Source organism: Enteroscipio rubneri, from assembly GCF_002899715.1.
GTDB lineage: Bacteria > Actinomycetota > Coriobacteriia > Coriobacteriales > Eggerthellaceae > Enteroscipio > Enteroscipio rubneri.
The window spans coordinates 22,680-39,587 of sequence record NZ_PPEK01000012.1 but is presented as its reverse complement, the minus strand read 5'-3'; the positions used below and the strand labels follow the sequence as shown (position 1 = coordinate 39,587).

The window sequence follows — 16,908 nt, the reverse complement described above, 5'->3', positions numbered from 1 at the left end:
CGGTTTCGCGCGGGCATTCCGGTTCGCGCGCTGAATGCACGGCTCGTTTTCCCTGGTCGGATTTGTCGGAGGGACCCACAGTCCCCCGCCCGCCCTCGCGCACGTTGCGAAAACAACGGAATCCTGCGCAGAACCGGAACTCGATGCGTTTTCGGGTGGATTTCCATGGCGCAAGGCCGCAAACGCCTTCCGCATTCCACGAATCGCTGACAGCGGCCTCCCGCGCGGCCGAATCCGGTAAAATGTTTCGGCGAACTTTTCAACCTGACCGATGCGCGCCGCAAGGAGAACCCGTGCCGACCGAACCCTTCCAGAACCCCGCCGACGACAGCGCCGATCCCGTCTTCGACCAGGAGCAGAGTCACCTCGCTGAAACTTACGCGAAGCTCCAGCAGATCGGACGCGCCCTCGTGCGCAAGATGGAGCGCGCGCAGCGCGAGGCGGCGGCCGACAAGAAGGCGATGGCCGAGGAGCTCGCGCCCAACTTCGCCACCTACGCCGACGCGATGGAGACCTACGCGGACTTCGCGGCCATGAACCGCGTGATCGACGGGTACAACCTCGCGCAGGACGCCGACGCCGCCGAGCTCGCCAAGGTGGAGCTCCTGCTCAAGCAGCCCTACTTCGCCAAGGTCGCCTTGCAGTTCAAGCCCGGGCAGGAACCCAAGGAGCTCTACATCGGCACGGCCGGCATCTCGGACGAGAACTACCGCCGCCTCGTGGTGGACTGGCGCTCGCCGGTGGCCGAGACCTACTACAACCAGGACAACGGCCGCACCTCCTACGTGGCCGACGGCCGCACCATCACGGCCGATCTCAAGCTGCGCCGCCAGTTCGACATCGAGGAAGACCGCCTAAACGCCTACTTCGACACCACCGTCGCCATCCAGGACTCGCTCTTGCTCGCGTCGCTCTCGAAGCAGCGCACCGCGCAGATGAAGGCCATCACGGCCACCATCCAGAAGGAGCAGAACACCGTCGTGCGCCACGAGGACGTGCCGGTGCTGCTGGTGAGCGGCATCGCGGGCAGCGGCAAGACGTCGGTGCTGCTACAACGCATCGCCTACCTCTTCTACCAGCAGCGCGGCAGCCTCGATGCGAGCGAGGTGTTCCTCGTCTCGCCGAACCCGGTGTTCAGCCACTACATCGCAAGCGTGCTCCCCGACCTGGGCGAACACAACCCTGAAAGCCTCACCTGGAACGAGTTCGCGCGCCGCCTGCTGCCGCCCAACCGCGGCAGCGGCGACGTCGACGTGTCGCTCGCCGCACTCGCGCGCATCGACCGGGCTGTCGAATCGTTCGAGTTCGACGCGAACGACTTCAAGGACGTCCGCGTCGGCGAGAAGCGCCTCATCGCCGCCGACCAGATCAGCAAGCTGGCAGAGAAGCTCGGCCGCATCCCCGCCGGCCCGCATCGCATCACGCTCATGCGCGAGGAGCTGCACGCGCGCCTGGAGAGCCGCCTGAAGCAGATGGCCGGAACCGACGAGGCGCTCGACGAGCTGGAGGCCCTCGAGGCCGACGAGCAGCTGCGCATCTTCGGCGAGTTCATCGCGCCGACCGACGAGCAGGAGGAGCGCGCGCTCGCCCTGCGCTACCTGACCGACCGCTACGCCGACGCCTTCGCCGCCGTGGAGAACGACGCCTGGCTGCGCATCGACCGAATCGGCATGCGACTCCTCGAAACCGACGGCCTCGCGCCGCTCGAGTGGCTCTACCTGAAGATGGCGCTCACGGGCCTCGGCAACCCGGACGCCAAGTACGTGATGGTGGACGAGGTGCAGGACTACACCGCCGCCCAGCTGGCCGTGCTCGCGCGCTACTTCCGTCGCGCACACTTTCTACTGCTGGGCGACCCGAACCAGGCCATCGTGCCCGACACGGCCACGTTCGACGAGGTGCGCGAGGTGTTCCAGGCCGCGCGCGGCGCGGTGGAGGAATGCCGCCTCATGACGAGCTACCGCTCGACGCCCGAGATCACCGCCCTGTTCGCGAGCCTGCTGCCATCCGAGGAGCAGCTCCAGGTCTCCTCCATCCAGCGCGCCGACGAGCCGCCGACCGTCCGCGCCTTCGGAGACGACGCCTACGCGGACGCCCTGCACGCTGCCGTGGCCGGGGCACGCGCGGCCGAGGGGCTCGCCGCCGTCATCGTGCCGTGGAAATATGAGGCCAAGCGGCTGCAGGCGCTGCTCGGCGACGACGCGCCGCCGCTCTTGGACGAGCGCGGCGAGCTGCCCGAAAGCGGCATCGTACTCATCACGCTCAAGTTGGCGAAGGGCCTCGAGTTCGACCACGTCATCGTCCCGGACGCCTCGCCGCGCGTCTTCCCCGCCGACGACGACCTGGCCCGCCGCCGCCTCTACACCACGCTCTCGCGCGCCACGCGCGGCATTGCCGTCCTCGCGAGGGGCGCGCTCACGCCGCTACTGGAAGGTGCCGCGTCCTAGCGCGTCACGCCTTCAGAATATCCTCCATGCGCTCGGCAAGGAAGTCGCGTGCGGCCTGCGAGTACTGGGGGCACGAGAAGGACCTGCCCGCCCGCTCCCCGCTGTGCGTCGACATGCCTGCCCCCTCGCCGAGCTTGGTGGGCTTGCGCTGACTCCAGTCCCCGTTCTCGAGGTAGTGATAGCCGGCACGCAGGAGGCAGGCGTTCAGGTCCTTCGCCTCCATCCCCTCGAGCAGCGCGGCGAGGCGCGGGTCGCGCCGCCATTCCTCCAAGCACCCTGTGATCGTCATCGGACGGTCCTCCTGCATAGCCGCGCGCTCGAGCCGCCGTCGCGGCTTCTTCTCGGCCTTCCCCGCCGCCACGTACAGGCCCGCTACCTCGCCCGCCTCGAACGCGCGTAGCTGCGCCTTCAGGTACGCCTCGATGGTGGGCGGCGGATAGCCGTCAATGAGCTTGTCCGCCCCGACCCGCACGGCAGCGCGCTTCAACGCCTCTGTCTCCCAAAACGTGCTGCCGTCCGAGGGGATGCGCAGGAACACGAACGACGAGTCGGGCCCCACCTCCTTCGGGAAGTGCACCCAATCGTCCCAGCCCGTGCGGTACTCAGCCTCGTCCGTTCGCACCTGCGCGCTGCTGCCCGGGTGGAGCGATCCATCGCGGACGAGCCCCAGCCAGGCGAGCGTCGCGTGGCAGACGTCTCGCACCACCGCGTTCTTCCGGTCGTCGGCGAGTTTCCGCGAACAGTCGCGCGGGCCCGCTTTGCGATCGAACCGATGCTGGGCGCCGTCGGCCTCGATTGCCATCGCCACACGGCCCGTCGCCGGATCGAACACTACGAAGTCGAAATGCGCGTCGGAGGAGCTCCGGTACTCCTCCTCGCAGCATTCGCTCAACCGCGGCCCCTCCTTCCCCAGCTTCAGCAGGTCGAACGTCACGTGCTTCGCGCAGGTCAGCCCACACAGGTCCATCTCCATCAGGACTCTCTCGATGCACTGCTCGGGCGCATGGTCGCCGCCGCGCTTCCGCGGGTTCTGCAGGAAGGGGATGTCGTCGAAGATGGACGTGACGACCGAATGGTGAAACCCGAACCATGGGTGGGAGCGCTGCAGCTCTGCCTCTTCAGAGGAGAGTCCCTCGATCGTGCGATGCGCGTACTCCACAAGCTTGCGGACGAACATCTCCTGGTTGCGGGGATCGTCCTCGGCCTTCGCCGGCTTCTTGACGTAGGCCTGCCGCCCGGCGAGCCGCTCCTGCACCTCGCCGTCCAGAAGCTTCGTCGACAGGATGACGCACAGTTCCTCCTTGGCGCGGGAAGCGGCCACGTTAACGAGCCGGCGCCCCTGCGACCAAGGCCACTCCCAGTTACCGTCCTCCACGGGCAGCAAATACACCGCGTCGAACTCCTGGCCCTGGGACCGATGGACGGTCAGCGTGTACACCTGCTCGAGGTCGCTCGTCTCGAACTCCTCACCCTCGCCCACCTCGAGCTCCACTGCGCCTTCAGGCACGACGTCCTCGAGCAGCCGCTGCACGAAGGACTTCAGCAGGTATATCTGCCCCTTGAACGGCGACAGGATGCAGATGGACTTCCCGCGCTCGGCCAGACTGCGCAAATGCGCCGCCTCCTCCTCGCGCAGAATGGCCAGCTGCTTGCGGTTCACGCAGGTCGAGCGCGTCTTCTTGTTCGGATCCTCCTCAGGCGGCGCACCCGGGGGCCACGTCCCCTCGCGGTAGTCGCCCTCGTACCAGCAGATCCGGATGGGGCACGGCACGTTACCGTCTCGCACCGGCGTTTTCACCGTCAGCTCGTTGCCGTAGACCGCCTCGTTGCAGAAGCCGATGATGGCCGGATGGCAGCGGTAGTGCTCGGTCAGCATCGTGCGAAGCTCGGGATTGCGGTCGCTGAACACCTCGTAGCACGACGAGAGGAAGCTCAGCCCCTCGCGGCTTATGTCGTAGGGCGAGCGCTCGCCGCGCTTGCGCTTCTTGAACAGACCCGATTCGTCGGAGACGCGCCGCATCTGCGCGCAGTGCTCGTCGGTGATCACCGGAGGCAGCTGCTCCTCGTCACCCACGAGCACCATCCGCCGAGCGCAGCTCATCGCCACGACGCCCACGATGAGGTTCGTCTGCGACGCCTCGTCCATGACCAAAAGGTCGTACTTCTCCACGTCGCCGTCGACGAAGCACTTCTTGAGCGAGTGCACCGTGCTCGTCACGAACGGGAACTTGGCGGCGAACTCACCCAGCCGCTTGTTCTGCTCCCACCCGCCGATGCGCTCGCCGTCGGGAAACTCGTGCTCGCCCGCCTCGAACGCGAGGTTCGCTCCGGTCAGGGGGTCGCACGCCCTCTGACGGAGCGCCTTGCTGCCCAGGGCCGCATGCGCGCAGGCCGCCCGGTACGCCAGGTCGCCCTCGAACAGCTCGCGAGCCTGCGCGAGCGTCTTCTCGCCGTGGAAGGCGAGCGCTGCGGCCACCTTCCGCTCGACGTTCTCGACGGCGGCCGCGTTCGTCGACACCACCGCCACCCGCTCGCCGCGCGCGACGGTCAGGGCCACGATGCGCAGGATGGTCTCGGTCTTACCCGTACCGGGCGGGCCTTTTATGATGGACAGGGGGTAATGGAGCGCCTTGTGCACGGCAAGCCGCTGGTTCGCATTGAGCGGGTGAGGGCTCTGCGGGAACAGCTCGGCCAGCAGGCGTTCCTCCTCCGCTGCGAGCGCCGGGTCGATCGCTGGAGGATGCAGCACCTCGTCGACGTCGGCGCCGAGGTAGGCGTCCAAGAGCGGGGCGTAGCGCCGGAGATCGGCCCTGTCGAGATCGTCCTCGATGCACGAGCGGAAGTACCAGAGCAGCGAGTAGAACGCCTGACCGTCCTCGTAGCAGTCGCGGCCGGGAACGGCGCCTTCGCCCGCCCTGCCCGACAACTCGGCCGCCGTGCGGAAATATCGCACGAGCTTCTTCCGTGATACTCCCCGCTTTTTGCCCACTTGCTTCCCCATTCCCGCAGCAGACGCAGCCGCCGTATGAACATCGTTTAGATTATACCAGTGCGACCAGGTAATCCTATCAACGGAACCCTCCTACGAGGGCGTACGGCAACAAACACGAACCATATGCGAACGGACCCATCGTCGCATCCAAGAACCGAAGCCGGCCCGTCCCCCTGCACATCCGGGCACGAACAAAGGCCGCAACCCTTCCGGACTGCGGCCTTTGTGCAAAGCTTGGCAAAACTCGATGAGCCTCGTCCGTTAATTCTGCGTGGACAAGAAGGTCGGCAGCGACATTTGCTCGATCTGGTCCTGAAGCTCTTCGAGCTCGTCAACGTGACGATCCTCATCCTGGAGTATCTCCATGAGCATATCGCGCGTAGCGTAATCCAGCACGTTGCCCGCCAACACGATAGCCTCGTTGTAATCCTTGACCGTGTCGAGCTCCTTAGCGTGATCGTTGTCCACCTGCTGGGGTATCTCGGCGCCGATGCAGATCTCTTCCAGGCGGGACACGATGGGCGTGCCCTCCAAGAACAGGATCCTCTCGATGAGGCGCTCGGCATGCTTCATCTCGGTGATCGAGCGCTTTTTGAAATTCTCGCTCAGGCGGGTATAGCCCCAATCCTCGGACATCTCCGCATGGACCATGTACTGGTTGATAGCGGTCAGCTCGCCTGCTAAAAGCGAGTTCAGCGTATCGATGAGTTCCTGGTTTCCCTTCATGGTGACAATCCTTCCAACGGCGCATATCGGGAAGGAGCCGTCGCGCGACGACTCCTGATCCCGTCCACTGTACGCGCGCTTGACCGCAGCTGCGGTTTCCGAACGCAGATCGTGTCCACGCCGTCGCCCGCCCGACACGGCGGCGTCAAACGACCGCCCGCCAACCGTTCGCCGTACGGGGTTTCGAATGTTGAACAGCTCGCCTCCGAATGGCGGAATCCGTGCAGAATACGCGAACCGAGCGCCAACCTCGGTGCGGCAGGTCGCTTCAACCTTTATACTGAAAGCTTCGTTGGCAAGACAGGCAAGCAGGACGGAAGGTGCGCAATGGGCGGATTCTTCGGGGCGGCATCTCATCGCGACGTGGTGTTGGACGTGTTTTTCGGCGTCGACTATCATTCGCATCTCGGAACGCGGCGCGCAGGCATGATCTTTTACGACGAGGACGAGGGATTCCAGCGCGAGATCCATTCTATCGAGAACACGCCGTTTCGCACCCGATTCGAGGACGACCTGCCCGGATTCCACGGCATGAGCGGCATCGGCTGTATCAGCGACACCGATCCTCAGCCGCTGCTCGTGCGCTCGCACTTGGGAGTGTTCGGCATCACGACTGTCGGCGCCATCAACAACGCCGAAGAGCTCGTGGAATCCTACTTTGCAAACTGCGGCAGGCAGTTCATGGCAATGAGCTCAGGAGCGGTGAACACCACGGAGCTCGTTGGGGCGCTCATCAATCAGAAGGACGATTTCGTCTCGGGTATCAAGTTCGCCCAGGATTCGATCGAAGGTTCCCTTACGCTGCTTATCATGACCGAAAATGGCAAGATCATCGCAGCGCGCGACAAGATGGGCCGTCTGCCGGTGCTCATAGGAAAGAACGACGAGGGTTTCTGCATCTCCTTCGAATCGTTCGCCTACCATAAGCTGGGCTACGACGACGCTTACGAGCTAGGCCCGGGCGAGATCGTGCTCGTCGATGCCGACGGATTCGAGACCATCTCCCCGGCTGGCGACGAGATGAAGATATGCGCTTTCCTATGGACGTACTACGGCTATCCGAATTCGAACTACGAAGGCGTAAACGTTGAAGTCATGCGCTATCGCAATGGCGCAATCATGGCGCAGACCGAAGAACGGGACGGCACCTTGCCCGAGCTTGACTACGTGGCGGGCGTACCGGACTCAGGTGTTCCCCATGCCATCGGGTACGCGACGGAATGTAAGATCCCTTTCGCACGCCCCTTCATCAAATACACCCCCACGTGGGCGCGCTCCTTCATGCCGAGCAATCAGGATGTGCGCAACCGCGTAGCCAAGATGAAGCAGATACATATACCCGAGCTCATTCGAGACAAGAAGCTGCTGTTCGTGGACGACTCCATTGTGCGAGGCACCCAGTTGCGCGAAACCGTAGATTTCCTGTACGAGTGCGGAGCCGACGAGGTGCACATGCGGTCGGCTTGCCCGCCTATCATGTTTAGCTGCAAGTATCTGAGCTTCTCGAGCACCAAATCCGAGATGGAGCTTCTGGCGCGCCGCGTCGTGCAGGAACTCGAAGGCGACGAGGGGCAGCGACATCTTGACGAGTACGCCGACGGCACTACCGAACGCGGGCGCTGCATGTTGCACGCCATCTGCGAGCAGATGGGCTTCGATTCGCTCGGCTACCAGTCGCTCGACGGCATGCTCGATGCCATCGGCATCGATCGCGACAAAGTGTGTACCTATTGCTGGACGGGGCGCGAGTAGGATCCTGCAGCAGAGCCTTTCGAAGGCCCTCCTCGCACGCTGTGCAGGGCTACGCGGCAGCTGGGCGCGGGGCCGCGCCTTTCGGCAACAAGCCTTTCAGGCCTCGCATCACCCTCGCCCGACGTACTCGTATTCCGAAGCGCGACCTGCCGTCGCTTGCCTTTCCGCACGACGGCATCGCCTTGTCGGTCGTTCATATCAAGGGCATGCTTGAACGTGAGGGAGCCGTATACAAGCCGCTTCACGTTGTGGGACTCCCGGCGCAGGAAACGCGAGCGCGCATGAGCGCTCGCGATCTTTTCGGACTGCGACATGCGCATGCACTCGGTGTACCCTTTTAGGTACTCTTGATACATCCCATCCGTCGTACACTGCTCTTCACAAGCGATCGACACGACGAGAGGAGCACGATATGGGAACCCCTGCAGCACTGCACGTGCACCGAAAGACGGCTCTCCCCATCTTCCAATCGACAGCGCCCCGCGGACTACACGAGCGTCCGAAAAAAGACGGTCGCCCGAGCATCCATGTGATCGCATGTCCGGGCGGTTCGAAAATCCGTCATCCTGCGCATACCCGAGCAATGCTCGAAGCCCGGCAAGCAAGCACCGGCGAGAGCCCGACCACGCCGTATCGAAGCCTGGCGGGCGTGTCATTCGACCTCTCGGAGCGCGAACGCGTGAAAGCCGCATGCGCCGGGACGATTTTCGCTGCTATCTCGCTTGCTGCGGCAGTGCTCTGAATACCGAATAAGGAACTACAGCATGCTCGCACGCAGCTCTTCGGCGCTTTTCGGCGACAAGTACGCCGGCGGTATGTCGAATAGCGTCTTACAGCCCGTATGGCCCTCGCGGGCGAGACGATGCGCCGCTCGGGCGCAAGCTACAAGAACGCTTCCGGTGAACTCAGGGTTGGAATCTAGCTTGAGCGCATATTCGATCACGTGACGGCTCTCACCACGCTCGCCAGTCGCTCCCGAACGGATGACCGAGCCGCCGTGCGGAATGCCAGCGTGGTCGCGATCAAGCTCTTCCTGCGTCACGAATGTCACGGTGGTGTCGTAGTCGGCGAAGTAATTCGGCATTTCCGCGATCGCACGCTCGATAGCGGCTTTATCGGCGCCCTCCTCAGCAACCACGTAACATTCGCGCGTGTGCTTCTGACGGGTGGTGAGTTCGGGATCCTCACCTGCGCGCACCGCCTCGAGCGCAGAGTGCACGGGCACCGTGTACTGGCGAGCGTCGGCCACGCCTTCGACGCGACGGATGGCATCGCTGTGCCCTTGGGACACGCCGCGACCCCAGAACGTATAGTCCTTGCCTTCGGGCAGGACGCTCTCGGCATACAAGCGCGCAAGCGAGAACATGCCCGGATCCCATCCTCCCGACACGACGGCAACCGTGCCGGCCGCCTTTGCCTCCACGTCCACGTTCGCAAAATGCACGGGTATGTTTGCGTGCGTGTCGAACGAGTCCACCACGTTGAACAGGCTCGCGCATGCCGGCGTCTGCTCGGGCAGGTCGCGCGCGCTTCCTCCGCACAGCACGAGAACATCCACGTCGTCCCGATGAGCAGCCAGATCATCGGCCGCGTACACGGGCACGCCGGCCGTTAGCGGCCTTACCGACGCCGGATCGCGCCGCGTGAACAGCGCCGCGAACTCCATGTCGTCGTTCTGGCGACAGGCAAGCTCCACGCCTCTACCCAGGTTGCCGTATCCCAAAATGCCGATGCGCGTTTTCGCCATATGCTCTCCTCATCGCTTTTGCTGCGGATGCTTTCCTTCCATGATGGAGGAACGGCCGTGTAAGCGTCAACGTGACTCAGCGGATTTCAAGAAAGCCCCATCGCCGCATATTCGGGAAAAGAACTCTACCTGTCCCATGCGCAGGACAGGCGCATCGACGCAAACGCGTACTATTGGCATCGCGAGGAAACGAAGGGACGAAGGAGGCAGTCATGTACGAACCGTCGCGCCATCTGGCAACGTACTACATCGCAGGATACCAGCATTGGGACGGTGCGCTCGTCCTAAACGAACTCAAACCCGGAGCGACGCTCCGTATTGCGCCCGAGCCTGAAAATCCGCATGATCCCGCAGCGGTCGCCATTTATCACGAAGACGTGAAGCTGGGTTACATTCCCTCTGATCAAAACCGAGCGGTATCCCTTATGTGCGCATATGGACACGCCGAGGCGTTCGAACTGCGCATCCTTCAGGTCGACCCCGAAGCAGCCCCCTGGCACCAGGTTCGTGTGGGTCTGTACGTACAGGATGCCCGATGACTCGCCTCCTCGACGCAGCTACGACATTCGCGAATCTTCACCGGCGTTGGTTCGACGACGCGCAAGGCGTAACGGATGCGAACAGGCGCCAGGCCCGCGATGCCGCCGGATCGCTTGTAGTCGACGTGCTGACGCTCTGGGATGAAAACGAATGCGACTATCTTGCTGACGCGCCGTTCCTCATACGACTTGAAGAATGCGATATCGCCGCGTTCGTCATGCGAAGGCCCTATATTGCGTTGTTCATCGGCAGGATAGAGACCGACGAACCTTTAGCGACGTTCGAATGCCGCACAGGACTATCGCAGCCCGAGAAGCCGTCGAACCTGCGATGGAGAAGCTTCCGCCCTTGTTCGTACGCGATCGGCCGGCGGGCAGAAAACTTCGTGCTGCACACAGACGAAAGCGAGCTTATTGTAGAGCTCGAAACAACCCTCGATGATGGAGGGAGCATCACCATCGGAGGCACGTTGCCCACGGGTGCACACTCGCGCGAGTCGTGTCGCATCTGGTCGTTGCCGCACGCCGTCTGAGGCTTCGTCGACACCAGAAAAAAGCCGGAACGCTCATTCGTACGCCGTCACGATATCTGCGAGGTAGTCGCGGTACTCGTGCGCGAGCCAGGTCGGCTTCTCGACACGGACGCGACTTCCGAACTGGGCGAGCCACCCGAAGAACGCAGGACTTTTCATGACGACGGCGTGGACACGCGCCTCGCCTGCGTCCGCCGGAACGGAATCGACCTCCTTGCCGAAACGGTCGATTACAGCACCCATCGCCGCCTCGTTCACGAGCAACGTTGCCGAGACGGGCTCGCCGCGGTACATGCCGAACGCACGGCTTTCCAATTCACGCGTATCGAACGTCGCAATGCGCTCGTTTCTGAGCGCCGGCTCGTTCATCACCATGATACGGTCCATGCGATCAACACGATACGTAGCGAAGTCGTCATGCTTCTCGTTGAAGGTGACTAGGTAGTAGTACCCATCCGAATACACAAGCTGCACGGGCGTTTCAAGGTAACGCCCACCATCATGCTGCGGCTTCTTGCGCTTGGCGGCATCGTACTTAAAGTACAAAAACGAGATCATGCGTTTGCGCGCAATGGCCTCTTGAATGCGGTCGACGCTGTAGAACACCGACTCGTTCTGCATCTTGATGCGGCCCTCCACATGCACGCGCTTGTCGAGCAGCGCGCGCTGACGCTTCGAAGCAAGCCTTTTCACACCTTCAACAAGCGCGTCGCTTTTGCGTTGCGTAAGAAACCGAGAACTCTGCACAGCGTCCACCAGAAGCAGCAACTCGGGAAACGCGAAGTCGCGATGCTCTACCGCGTATTCGACCGGAGCGCGCTGATACGTGCGGACGTCCACACCAAACTCGCGCAGCGCCTCGATATCGCGATAGATGGACTTCCGCTCGGCCGAGATGCCCTGCTCTTCGAGCTTTTCGAGAATCTGCGCCATCGTGAGACCCTGCTCGGAGTCTGTTTCCTCCTCGAGCATCCGCATAAGGTACAGCAGCTTGAGCTTCTGACGGTTGACAGCCATGAGAGTCCTCCTCGCGATCGAGTCGCCCTCCACTCCTCCGATGCGGAGTATAGACCATCTGTACAGTATCCGCCTATAGCAACCTCATCTGGTTTTATGATTTACTGCTGGAATAGCTAAAGCCGGCTAATATTGTCTAGGGGAGAAAATGCTACTGTCTGGCGTAAACTTTCTAGAAGCATATCAGCAATGTCGCTACCCCAAAAGTCACAAGCCCGCTACTCAGGCCGATCGATACGCACTCGACGAGCAGCTCTAGTCGGAATTCTAGCCCGCTATAAGACCGCCACTCGCGTTGTTCGTCATCGTCATGCGAGCCTCTGCGCCCACGCTAGCCGGAAGTCATTCTGTCGATGACGAAGGGCATGACCGCTTGCGGGTGATTGTAGGTAACAATGTTCACCACTGCTTCAAAACTGACAACTATGCAAGCCGACCTCGCGCAGCTTTTGACTACCAGTCAGTTTGTCACTGCTCCAAAACCCAAGCAGCACAAGCCATACAAGCTGTTCCGTTTGACTACCAGTCAGTTTGTCACTGCTCCAAAACGGCAACCTGAGCGCGTAGCGGACGGATTTGGTTTGACTACCAGTCAGTTTGTCACTGCTCCAAAACAAAACTAGATAGCAGCGCCGCGCATTCGGAGTTTGACTACCAGTCAGTTTGTCACTGCTCCAAAACTTGTGGCATGCGAAGCACAGAGCTATGAGGGTTTGACTACCAGTCAGTTTGTCACTGCTCCAAAACCTTCTCGCGCTCCCATCTGACAAGCCTGATGTTTGACTACCAGTCAGTTTGTCACTGCTCCAAAACTTTATCCTACAGATGATTATGATTCAATTGGTTTGACTACCAGTCAGTTTGTCACTGCTCCAAAACTTCTGCGTCATCAGCAGCACGTCGGACACAGTTTGACTACCAGTCAGTTTGTCACTGCTCCAAAACTGTCTTCCATATCCTAGTTCCTCCTTTTAGTTTGACTACCAGTCAGTTTGTCACTGCTCCAAAACGATCAACGTAGCCCACGACTTCTTCAGCTGGTTTGACTACCAGTCAGTTTGTCACTGCTCCAAAACGTACTGGCCTTCGAGTCGGCACGTGCGCTCGTTTGACTACCAGTCAGTTTGTCACTGCTCCAAAACACTAGGCGGCTTCGGGCGGCTCAGGCCCGCGTTTGACTACCAGTCAGTTTGTCACTGCTCCAAAACTAGCCTTCATGCTCCTTGAACCAGTTGGCAGTTTGACTACCAGTCAGTTTGTCACTGCTCCAAAACGTCGATAGTCACTGCCGTCGCCATGGTGTCGTTTGACTACCAGTCAGTTTGTCACTGCTCCAAAACGAATTCGAGAGTAGCGGCATTTTGCGCGCTGTTTGACTACCAGTCAGTTTGTCACTGCTCCAAAACTGACGGTTCCTTGTCCTGTGTGCTTTCCTGTTTGACTACCAGTCAGTTTGTCACTGCTCCAAAACAACTTCTCATTGGTGGCGCCCTGGAAGATGTTTGACTACCAGTCAGTTTGTCACTGCTCCAAAACGCCATGCCCTGCATAGTGCCCGACGCGTCAGTTTGACTACCAGTCAGTTTGTCACTGCTCCAAAACAACAACAGGGCGAACGGACTAGGAAGCGCGGTTTGACTACCAGTCAGTTTGTCACTGCTCCAAAACTCATCGTCATGCTCCTCTCGTGTACTCGTCGTTTGACTACCAGTCAGTTTGTCACTGCTCCAAAACTGAAGCATGCGAGTAGTTGACGGTGCAAGTGTTTGACTACCAGTCAGTTTGTCACTGCTCCAAAACAACGTGTAGAATGGTATGTGCCATTTGGTTGTTTGACTACCAGTCAGTTTGTCACTGCTCCAAAACCTCCTAATAAGTAGTGAAATAAAAGACGGGTTTGACTACCAGTCAGTTTGTCACTGCTCCAAAACAACCTGGGTATGTTTCCCTGCGACTCGGCGGTTTGACTACCAGTCAGTTTGTCACTGCTCCAAAACACCTCGTGTTTTCGGCTGAAGCGACGGAGCGTTTGACTACCAGTCAGTTTGTCACTGCTCCAAAACAAGCACCGCGAGCTTCGCGGATATGTCACCGTTTGACTACCAGTCAGTTTGTCACTGCTCCAAAACTAAATACTTTTTGGGACATACCGAATGCGAGTTTGACTACCAGTCAGTTTGTCACTGCTCCAAAACAGCAAGTTGGTTGTATCAACACCATTAAGGTTTGACTACCAGTCAGTTTGTCACTGCTCCAAAACGAGCCAACCAGGCTCCCGTCCTCGCTCCAAGTTTGACTACCAGTCAGTTTGTCACTGCTCCAAAACAGGCAGTTCGCCTCTACAAGCGCGCGGGCGAGTTTGACTACCAGTCAGTTTGTCACTGCTCCAAAACATCGCGTAGTCCTTACCGGCAGAGGAGCTGGTTTGACTACCAGTCAGTTTGTCACTGCTCCAAAACATTGCCATGTTTGTGGTGGCGGACGTGTCTGTTTGACTACCAGTCAGTTTGTCACTGCTCCAAAACCTTCTCGCGCTCCCATCTGACAAGCCTGATGTTTGACTACCAGTCAGTTTGTCACTGCTCCAAAACAATCACGGTCGGAGATCGACCGGATCCTGGGTTTGACTACCAGTCAGTTTGTCACTGCTCCAAAACAAAGCCTGTCTGATATTTTCAGAACAGTATGTTTGACTACCAGTCAGTTTGTCACTGCTCCAAAACTTATAAGTTGTTCCGCCATCGATAGAATGAGTTTGACTACCAGTCAGTTTGTCACTGCTCCAAAACAGGGAAGTTACTGGCAATATAACTTGAGTGGTTTGACTACCAGTCAGTTTGTCACTGCTCCAAAACGAGTTTTCCGTAGCATTTTCCGCACATGATGTTTGACTACCAGTCAGTTTGTCACTGCTCCAAAACTTGCAGCCGTCATCACACTGTGGAACACGAGTTTGACTACCAGTCAGTTTGTCACTGCTCCAAAACTCAAGGGAGTTGCATAGAAGCGCGAAGCAGTTTGACTACCAGTCAGTTTGTCACTGCTCCAAAACTCAAGGTTGTATGCGCCGGCGTCAAGGCCGGTTTGACTACCAGTCAGTTTGTCACTGCTCCAAAACGGAGTGCCTTTCGCTCTCCCTGTAGTTAGGTTTGACTACCAGTCAGTTTGTCACTGCTCCAAAACCAATAAACGGCAAGACATCGCCTTTATGGGTTTGACTACCAGTCAGTTTGTCACTGCTCCAAAACAAGGTGCTTGATGCTCAATCCGTTGCATCAGTTTGACTACCAGTCAGTTTGTCACTGCTCCAAAACCAACAAGGCCTGTGAAGCAATGTAGAAAGCGTTTGACTACCAGTCAGTTTGTCACTGCTCCAAAACCCGCGGGCCGCCGCTCTGTGACGCGTCGGGGTTTGACTACCAGTCAGTTTGTCACTGCTCCAAAACGAGTGGTGGTGGCAGTACACGACGGAGCACGTTTGACTACCAGTCAGTTTGTCACTGCTCCAAAACCACAGGACGCCGTCGAAGTCCACCGCCACGGTTTGACTACCAGTCAGTTTGTCACTGCTCCAAAACCGATAGCGGTATCCATCGTGACATAGGTGGTTTGACTACCAGTCAGTTTGTCACTGCTCCAAAACAGCTGCGTGTAGCCGTACACCAGCGTGGAGTTTGACTACCAGTCAGTTTGTCACTGCTCCAAAACAGCAGCAGGTGTCGGAGTTCGTGCAGCAAGGTTTGACTACCAGTCAGTTTGTCACTGCTCCAAAACAAGCTGGCAAATCCATGCTGTACGTCTGGGTTTGACTACCAGTCAGTTTGTCACTGCTCCAAAACGCTCTGTCACGACGGCTTCGATGCCGGCGTGTTTGACTACCAGTCAGTTTGTCACTGCTCCAAAACGTGAGGAACAGGAAGGTCGAGTGCGTGGGGTTTGACTACCAGTCAGTTTGTCACTGCTCCAAAACACCCCCTTAATAATTTTAACCTGCTGAATGTTTGACTACCAGTCAGTTTGTCACTGCTCCAAAACTATCAGGCTACGACCGTAAACACGCGAAAGTTTGACTACCAGTCAGTTTGTCACTGCTCCAAAACCGTTAGGGCAAAATCCTCTCTGCAGGAGGACGGACAACTGACTGGCTGGCATCTTCATGATTGAAGAAAATCCAGGTCAATAACCATTTTTCGTTCATACTCAAAGCTCGCTTCATCCGGGATATTCTCAAGCAGCAGCACGCTCAACTTAGAAAAAACCGCTTGCCGATAGAACTCTTGCACCTCATCCGGCTCTAAAAAGGTCTTCAGATTCACGAACACCAGCTGCTTATCGAAGGACGCATCAGACGCGAGCTTCAAAAACTTTATCAGGTTATCAAGGAGCGCGTCGGAAGGATCAACCTCGACGCTGAAATCAAATGCCTTCAGATACTTTCGCATTTCCCATTGTACTTCAAAGGCATAGTCCGATTGAAGCCGAAGTCCCAACGATGCCACTCGCTCCGACAAGGCCCGTCCCGCCGCCTCGATCTCTTGCCGCACGTCGTCTTCGGCCAAAAACATCTCCTCGACGCGCTCGTGCACCTCGCCAAGCAGCGCCTTCTCCGACCAGGGAAGCTCGAAGGGATCGAACACGAACAAGAAGCGGTTCCTGGAGCTTCGCCGATCCTCGCCATCCCACAAAGCGTACGGCTCCAGCGCCTCGTCATCAAGCTCGGACGCCAGTGACTGACAAATTCGCGCGAACAACCGGCGGTTATGCACCTCCAGCACCGATACCTTGTCGTTTCCCAAGGCCAGAGCTTCGGAGAAACCCGACAGCACGAGGTTCATAGCACCACGAATCCTTCCAGCGTATCAAGCTCATCGTACGATTGTCGCACGCCTGTGATGAATTCCATCATGGCGAACTGCTTCTCCGTCACCTTAAGCGCTTGCACCAACCCAGCCGGAGGACGGTGCTGTCGCAGGCGATTGATGGCAGCACCCGCCTGCGCGTCGTTCACCACCAGCTTCGCGTACACCGACTCCTGCAACATGAGGAACCCTTCCTTGATAAGGTACTTACGGAACAGCCGATACTCTTTCCGCTGCGTCGCCGTGTCAACCGGCAGATCGAAGAACACGAACACCCTCATGTACCGAATCCTCTC

Annotated in this window: 10 protein-coding genes and 1 CRISPR repeat array; of the genes, 4 read left to right on the top strand and 6 right to left on the bottom strand. The window is 59.2% G+C overall.

Translation table 11 applies throughout. The features are described 5' to 3' along the window. Positions 1–293 precede the first annotated feature (293 nt). A complete protein-coding gene (locus C2L71_RS09375; RefSeq protein ID WP_239926591.1) occupies positions 294–2,447 on the top strand; it encodes a HelD family protein in 2,154 nt (717 codons plus the stop codon). 4 nt (positions 2,448–2,451) lie between these two features. Here the strand turns inward: C2L71_RS09375 and C2L71_RS09370 are convergent, their stop codons facing one another. Both C2L71_RS09370 and bfr read right to left on the bottom strand, forming a co-directional pair. Next, positions 2,452–5,400 carry an AAA domain-containing protein gene (locus C2L71_RS09370; protein WP_187143326.1) on the bottom strand — a complete coding sequence of 983 codons (2,949 nt, stop codon included), beginning with the start codon at positions 5,398–5,400 and terminating at the stop codon, positions 2,452–2,454. Positions 5,401–5,700: 300 nt separating this feature from the next. Further along, entirely contained in the window at positions 5,701–6,165 is a 465-nt protein-coding gene (gene bfr, locus C2L71_RS09365; protein ID WP_103265504.1) for a bacterioferritin, read from the bottom strand. Between the two features lie 327 nt (positions 6,166–6,492). On the opposite strand from bfr, the gene C2L71_RS09360 reads away from it, so the two are divergent. Next, positions 6,493–7,917: an amidophosphoribosyltransferase gene (locus C2L71_RS09360; protein WP_103265503.1), complete on the top strand. Its 1,425-nt coding sequence runs from the start codon at positions 6,493–6,495 to the stop codon at positions 7,915–7,917. A 757-nt stretch (positions 7,918–8,674) separates the two neighbouring features. On the opposite strand, the gene C2L71_RS09345 is transcribed toward C2L71_RS09360, so the two are convergent. Next, positions 8,675–9,664 carry a diaminopimelate dehydrogenase gene (locus C2L71_RS09345; protein ID WP_103265500.1) on the bottom strand — a complete coding sequence of 330 codons (990 nt, stop codon included), beginning with the start codon at positions 9,662–9,664 and terminating at the stop codon, positions 8,675–8,677. A gap of 212 nt (positions 9,665–9,876) precedes the next feature. On the opposite strand from C2L71_RS09345, the gene C2L71_RS09340 reads away from it, so the two are divergent. Both C2L71_RS09340 and C2L71_RS09335 read left to right on the top strand, forming a co-directional pair. After that, the gene (locus C2L71_RS09340; RefSeq protein WP_103265499.1) at positions 9,877–10,203 is read left to right on the top strand and encodes an HIRAN domain-containing protein; all 327 of its coding nucleotides are present in this window, start codon (positions 9,877–9,879) and stop codon (positions 10,201–10,203) included. Continuing rightward, a complete protein-coding gene (locus C2L71_RS09335; RefSeq protein ID WP_103265498.1) occupies positions 10,200–10,736 on the top strand; it encodes a hypothetical protein in 537 nt (178 codons plus the stop codon). Before C2L71_RS09340 ends, C2L71_RS09335 begins: the two co-directional genes overlap by 4 nt. A 33-nt stretch (positions 10,737–10,769) precedes the next feature. On the opposite strand, the gene C2L71_RS09330 is transcribed toward C2L71_RS09335, so the two are convergent. The 3 genes from C2L71_RS09330 to cas2 all read right to left on the bottom strand — a co-directional run bounded on the left by C2L71_RS09330 (position 10,770) and on the right by cas2 (position 16,893). Beyond that, positions 10,770–11,753: a helix-turn-helix transcriptional regulator gene (locus C2L71_RS09330; protein WP_103265497.1), complete on the bottom strand. Its 984-nt coding sequence runs from the start codon at positions 11,751–11,753 to the stop codon at positions 10,770–10,772. A 447-nt stretch (positions 11,754–12,200) separates the two neighbouring features. After that, positions 12,201–15,853: a CRISPR direct-repeat array (repeat unit 36 nt; unit sequence GTTTGACTACCAGTCAGTTTGTCACTGCTCCAAAAC). A 54-nt stretch (positions 15,854–15,907) separates the two neighbouring features. After that, positions 15,908–16,588, bottom strand: coding sequence for a type II-A CRISPR-associated protein Csn2 (csn2, locus tag C2L71_RS09325; protein ID WP_103265496.1), 681 nt, complete (start codon positions 16,586–16,588; stop codon positions 15,908–15,910). Further along, positions 16,585–16,893: a CRISPR-associated endonuclease Cas2 gene (cas2, locus tag C2L71_RS09320; RefSeq protein ID WP_103265495.1), complete on the bottom strand. Its 309-nt coding sequence runs from the start codon at positions 16,891–16,893 to the stop codon at positions 16,585–16,587. Before cas2 ends, csn2 begins: the two co-directional genes overlap by 4 nt. Between the last annotated feature and the right edge of the window lie 15 nt (positions 16,894–16,908).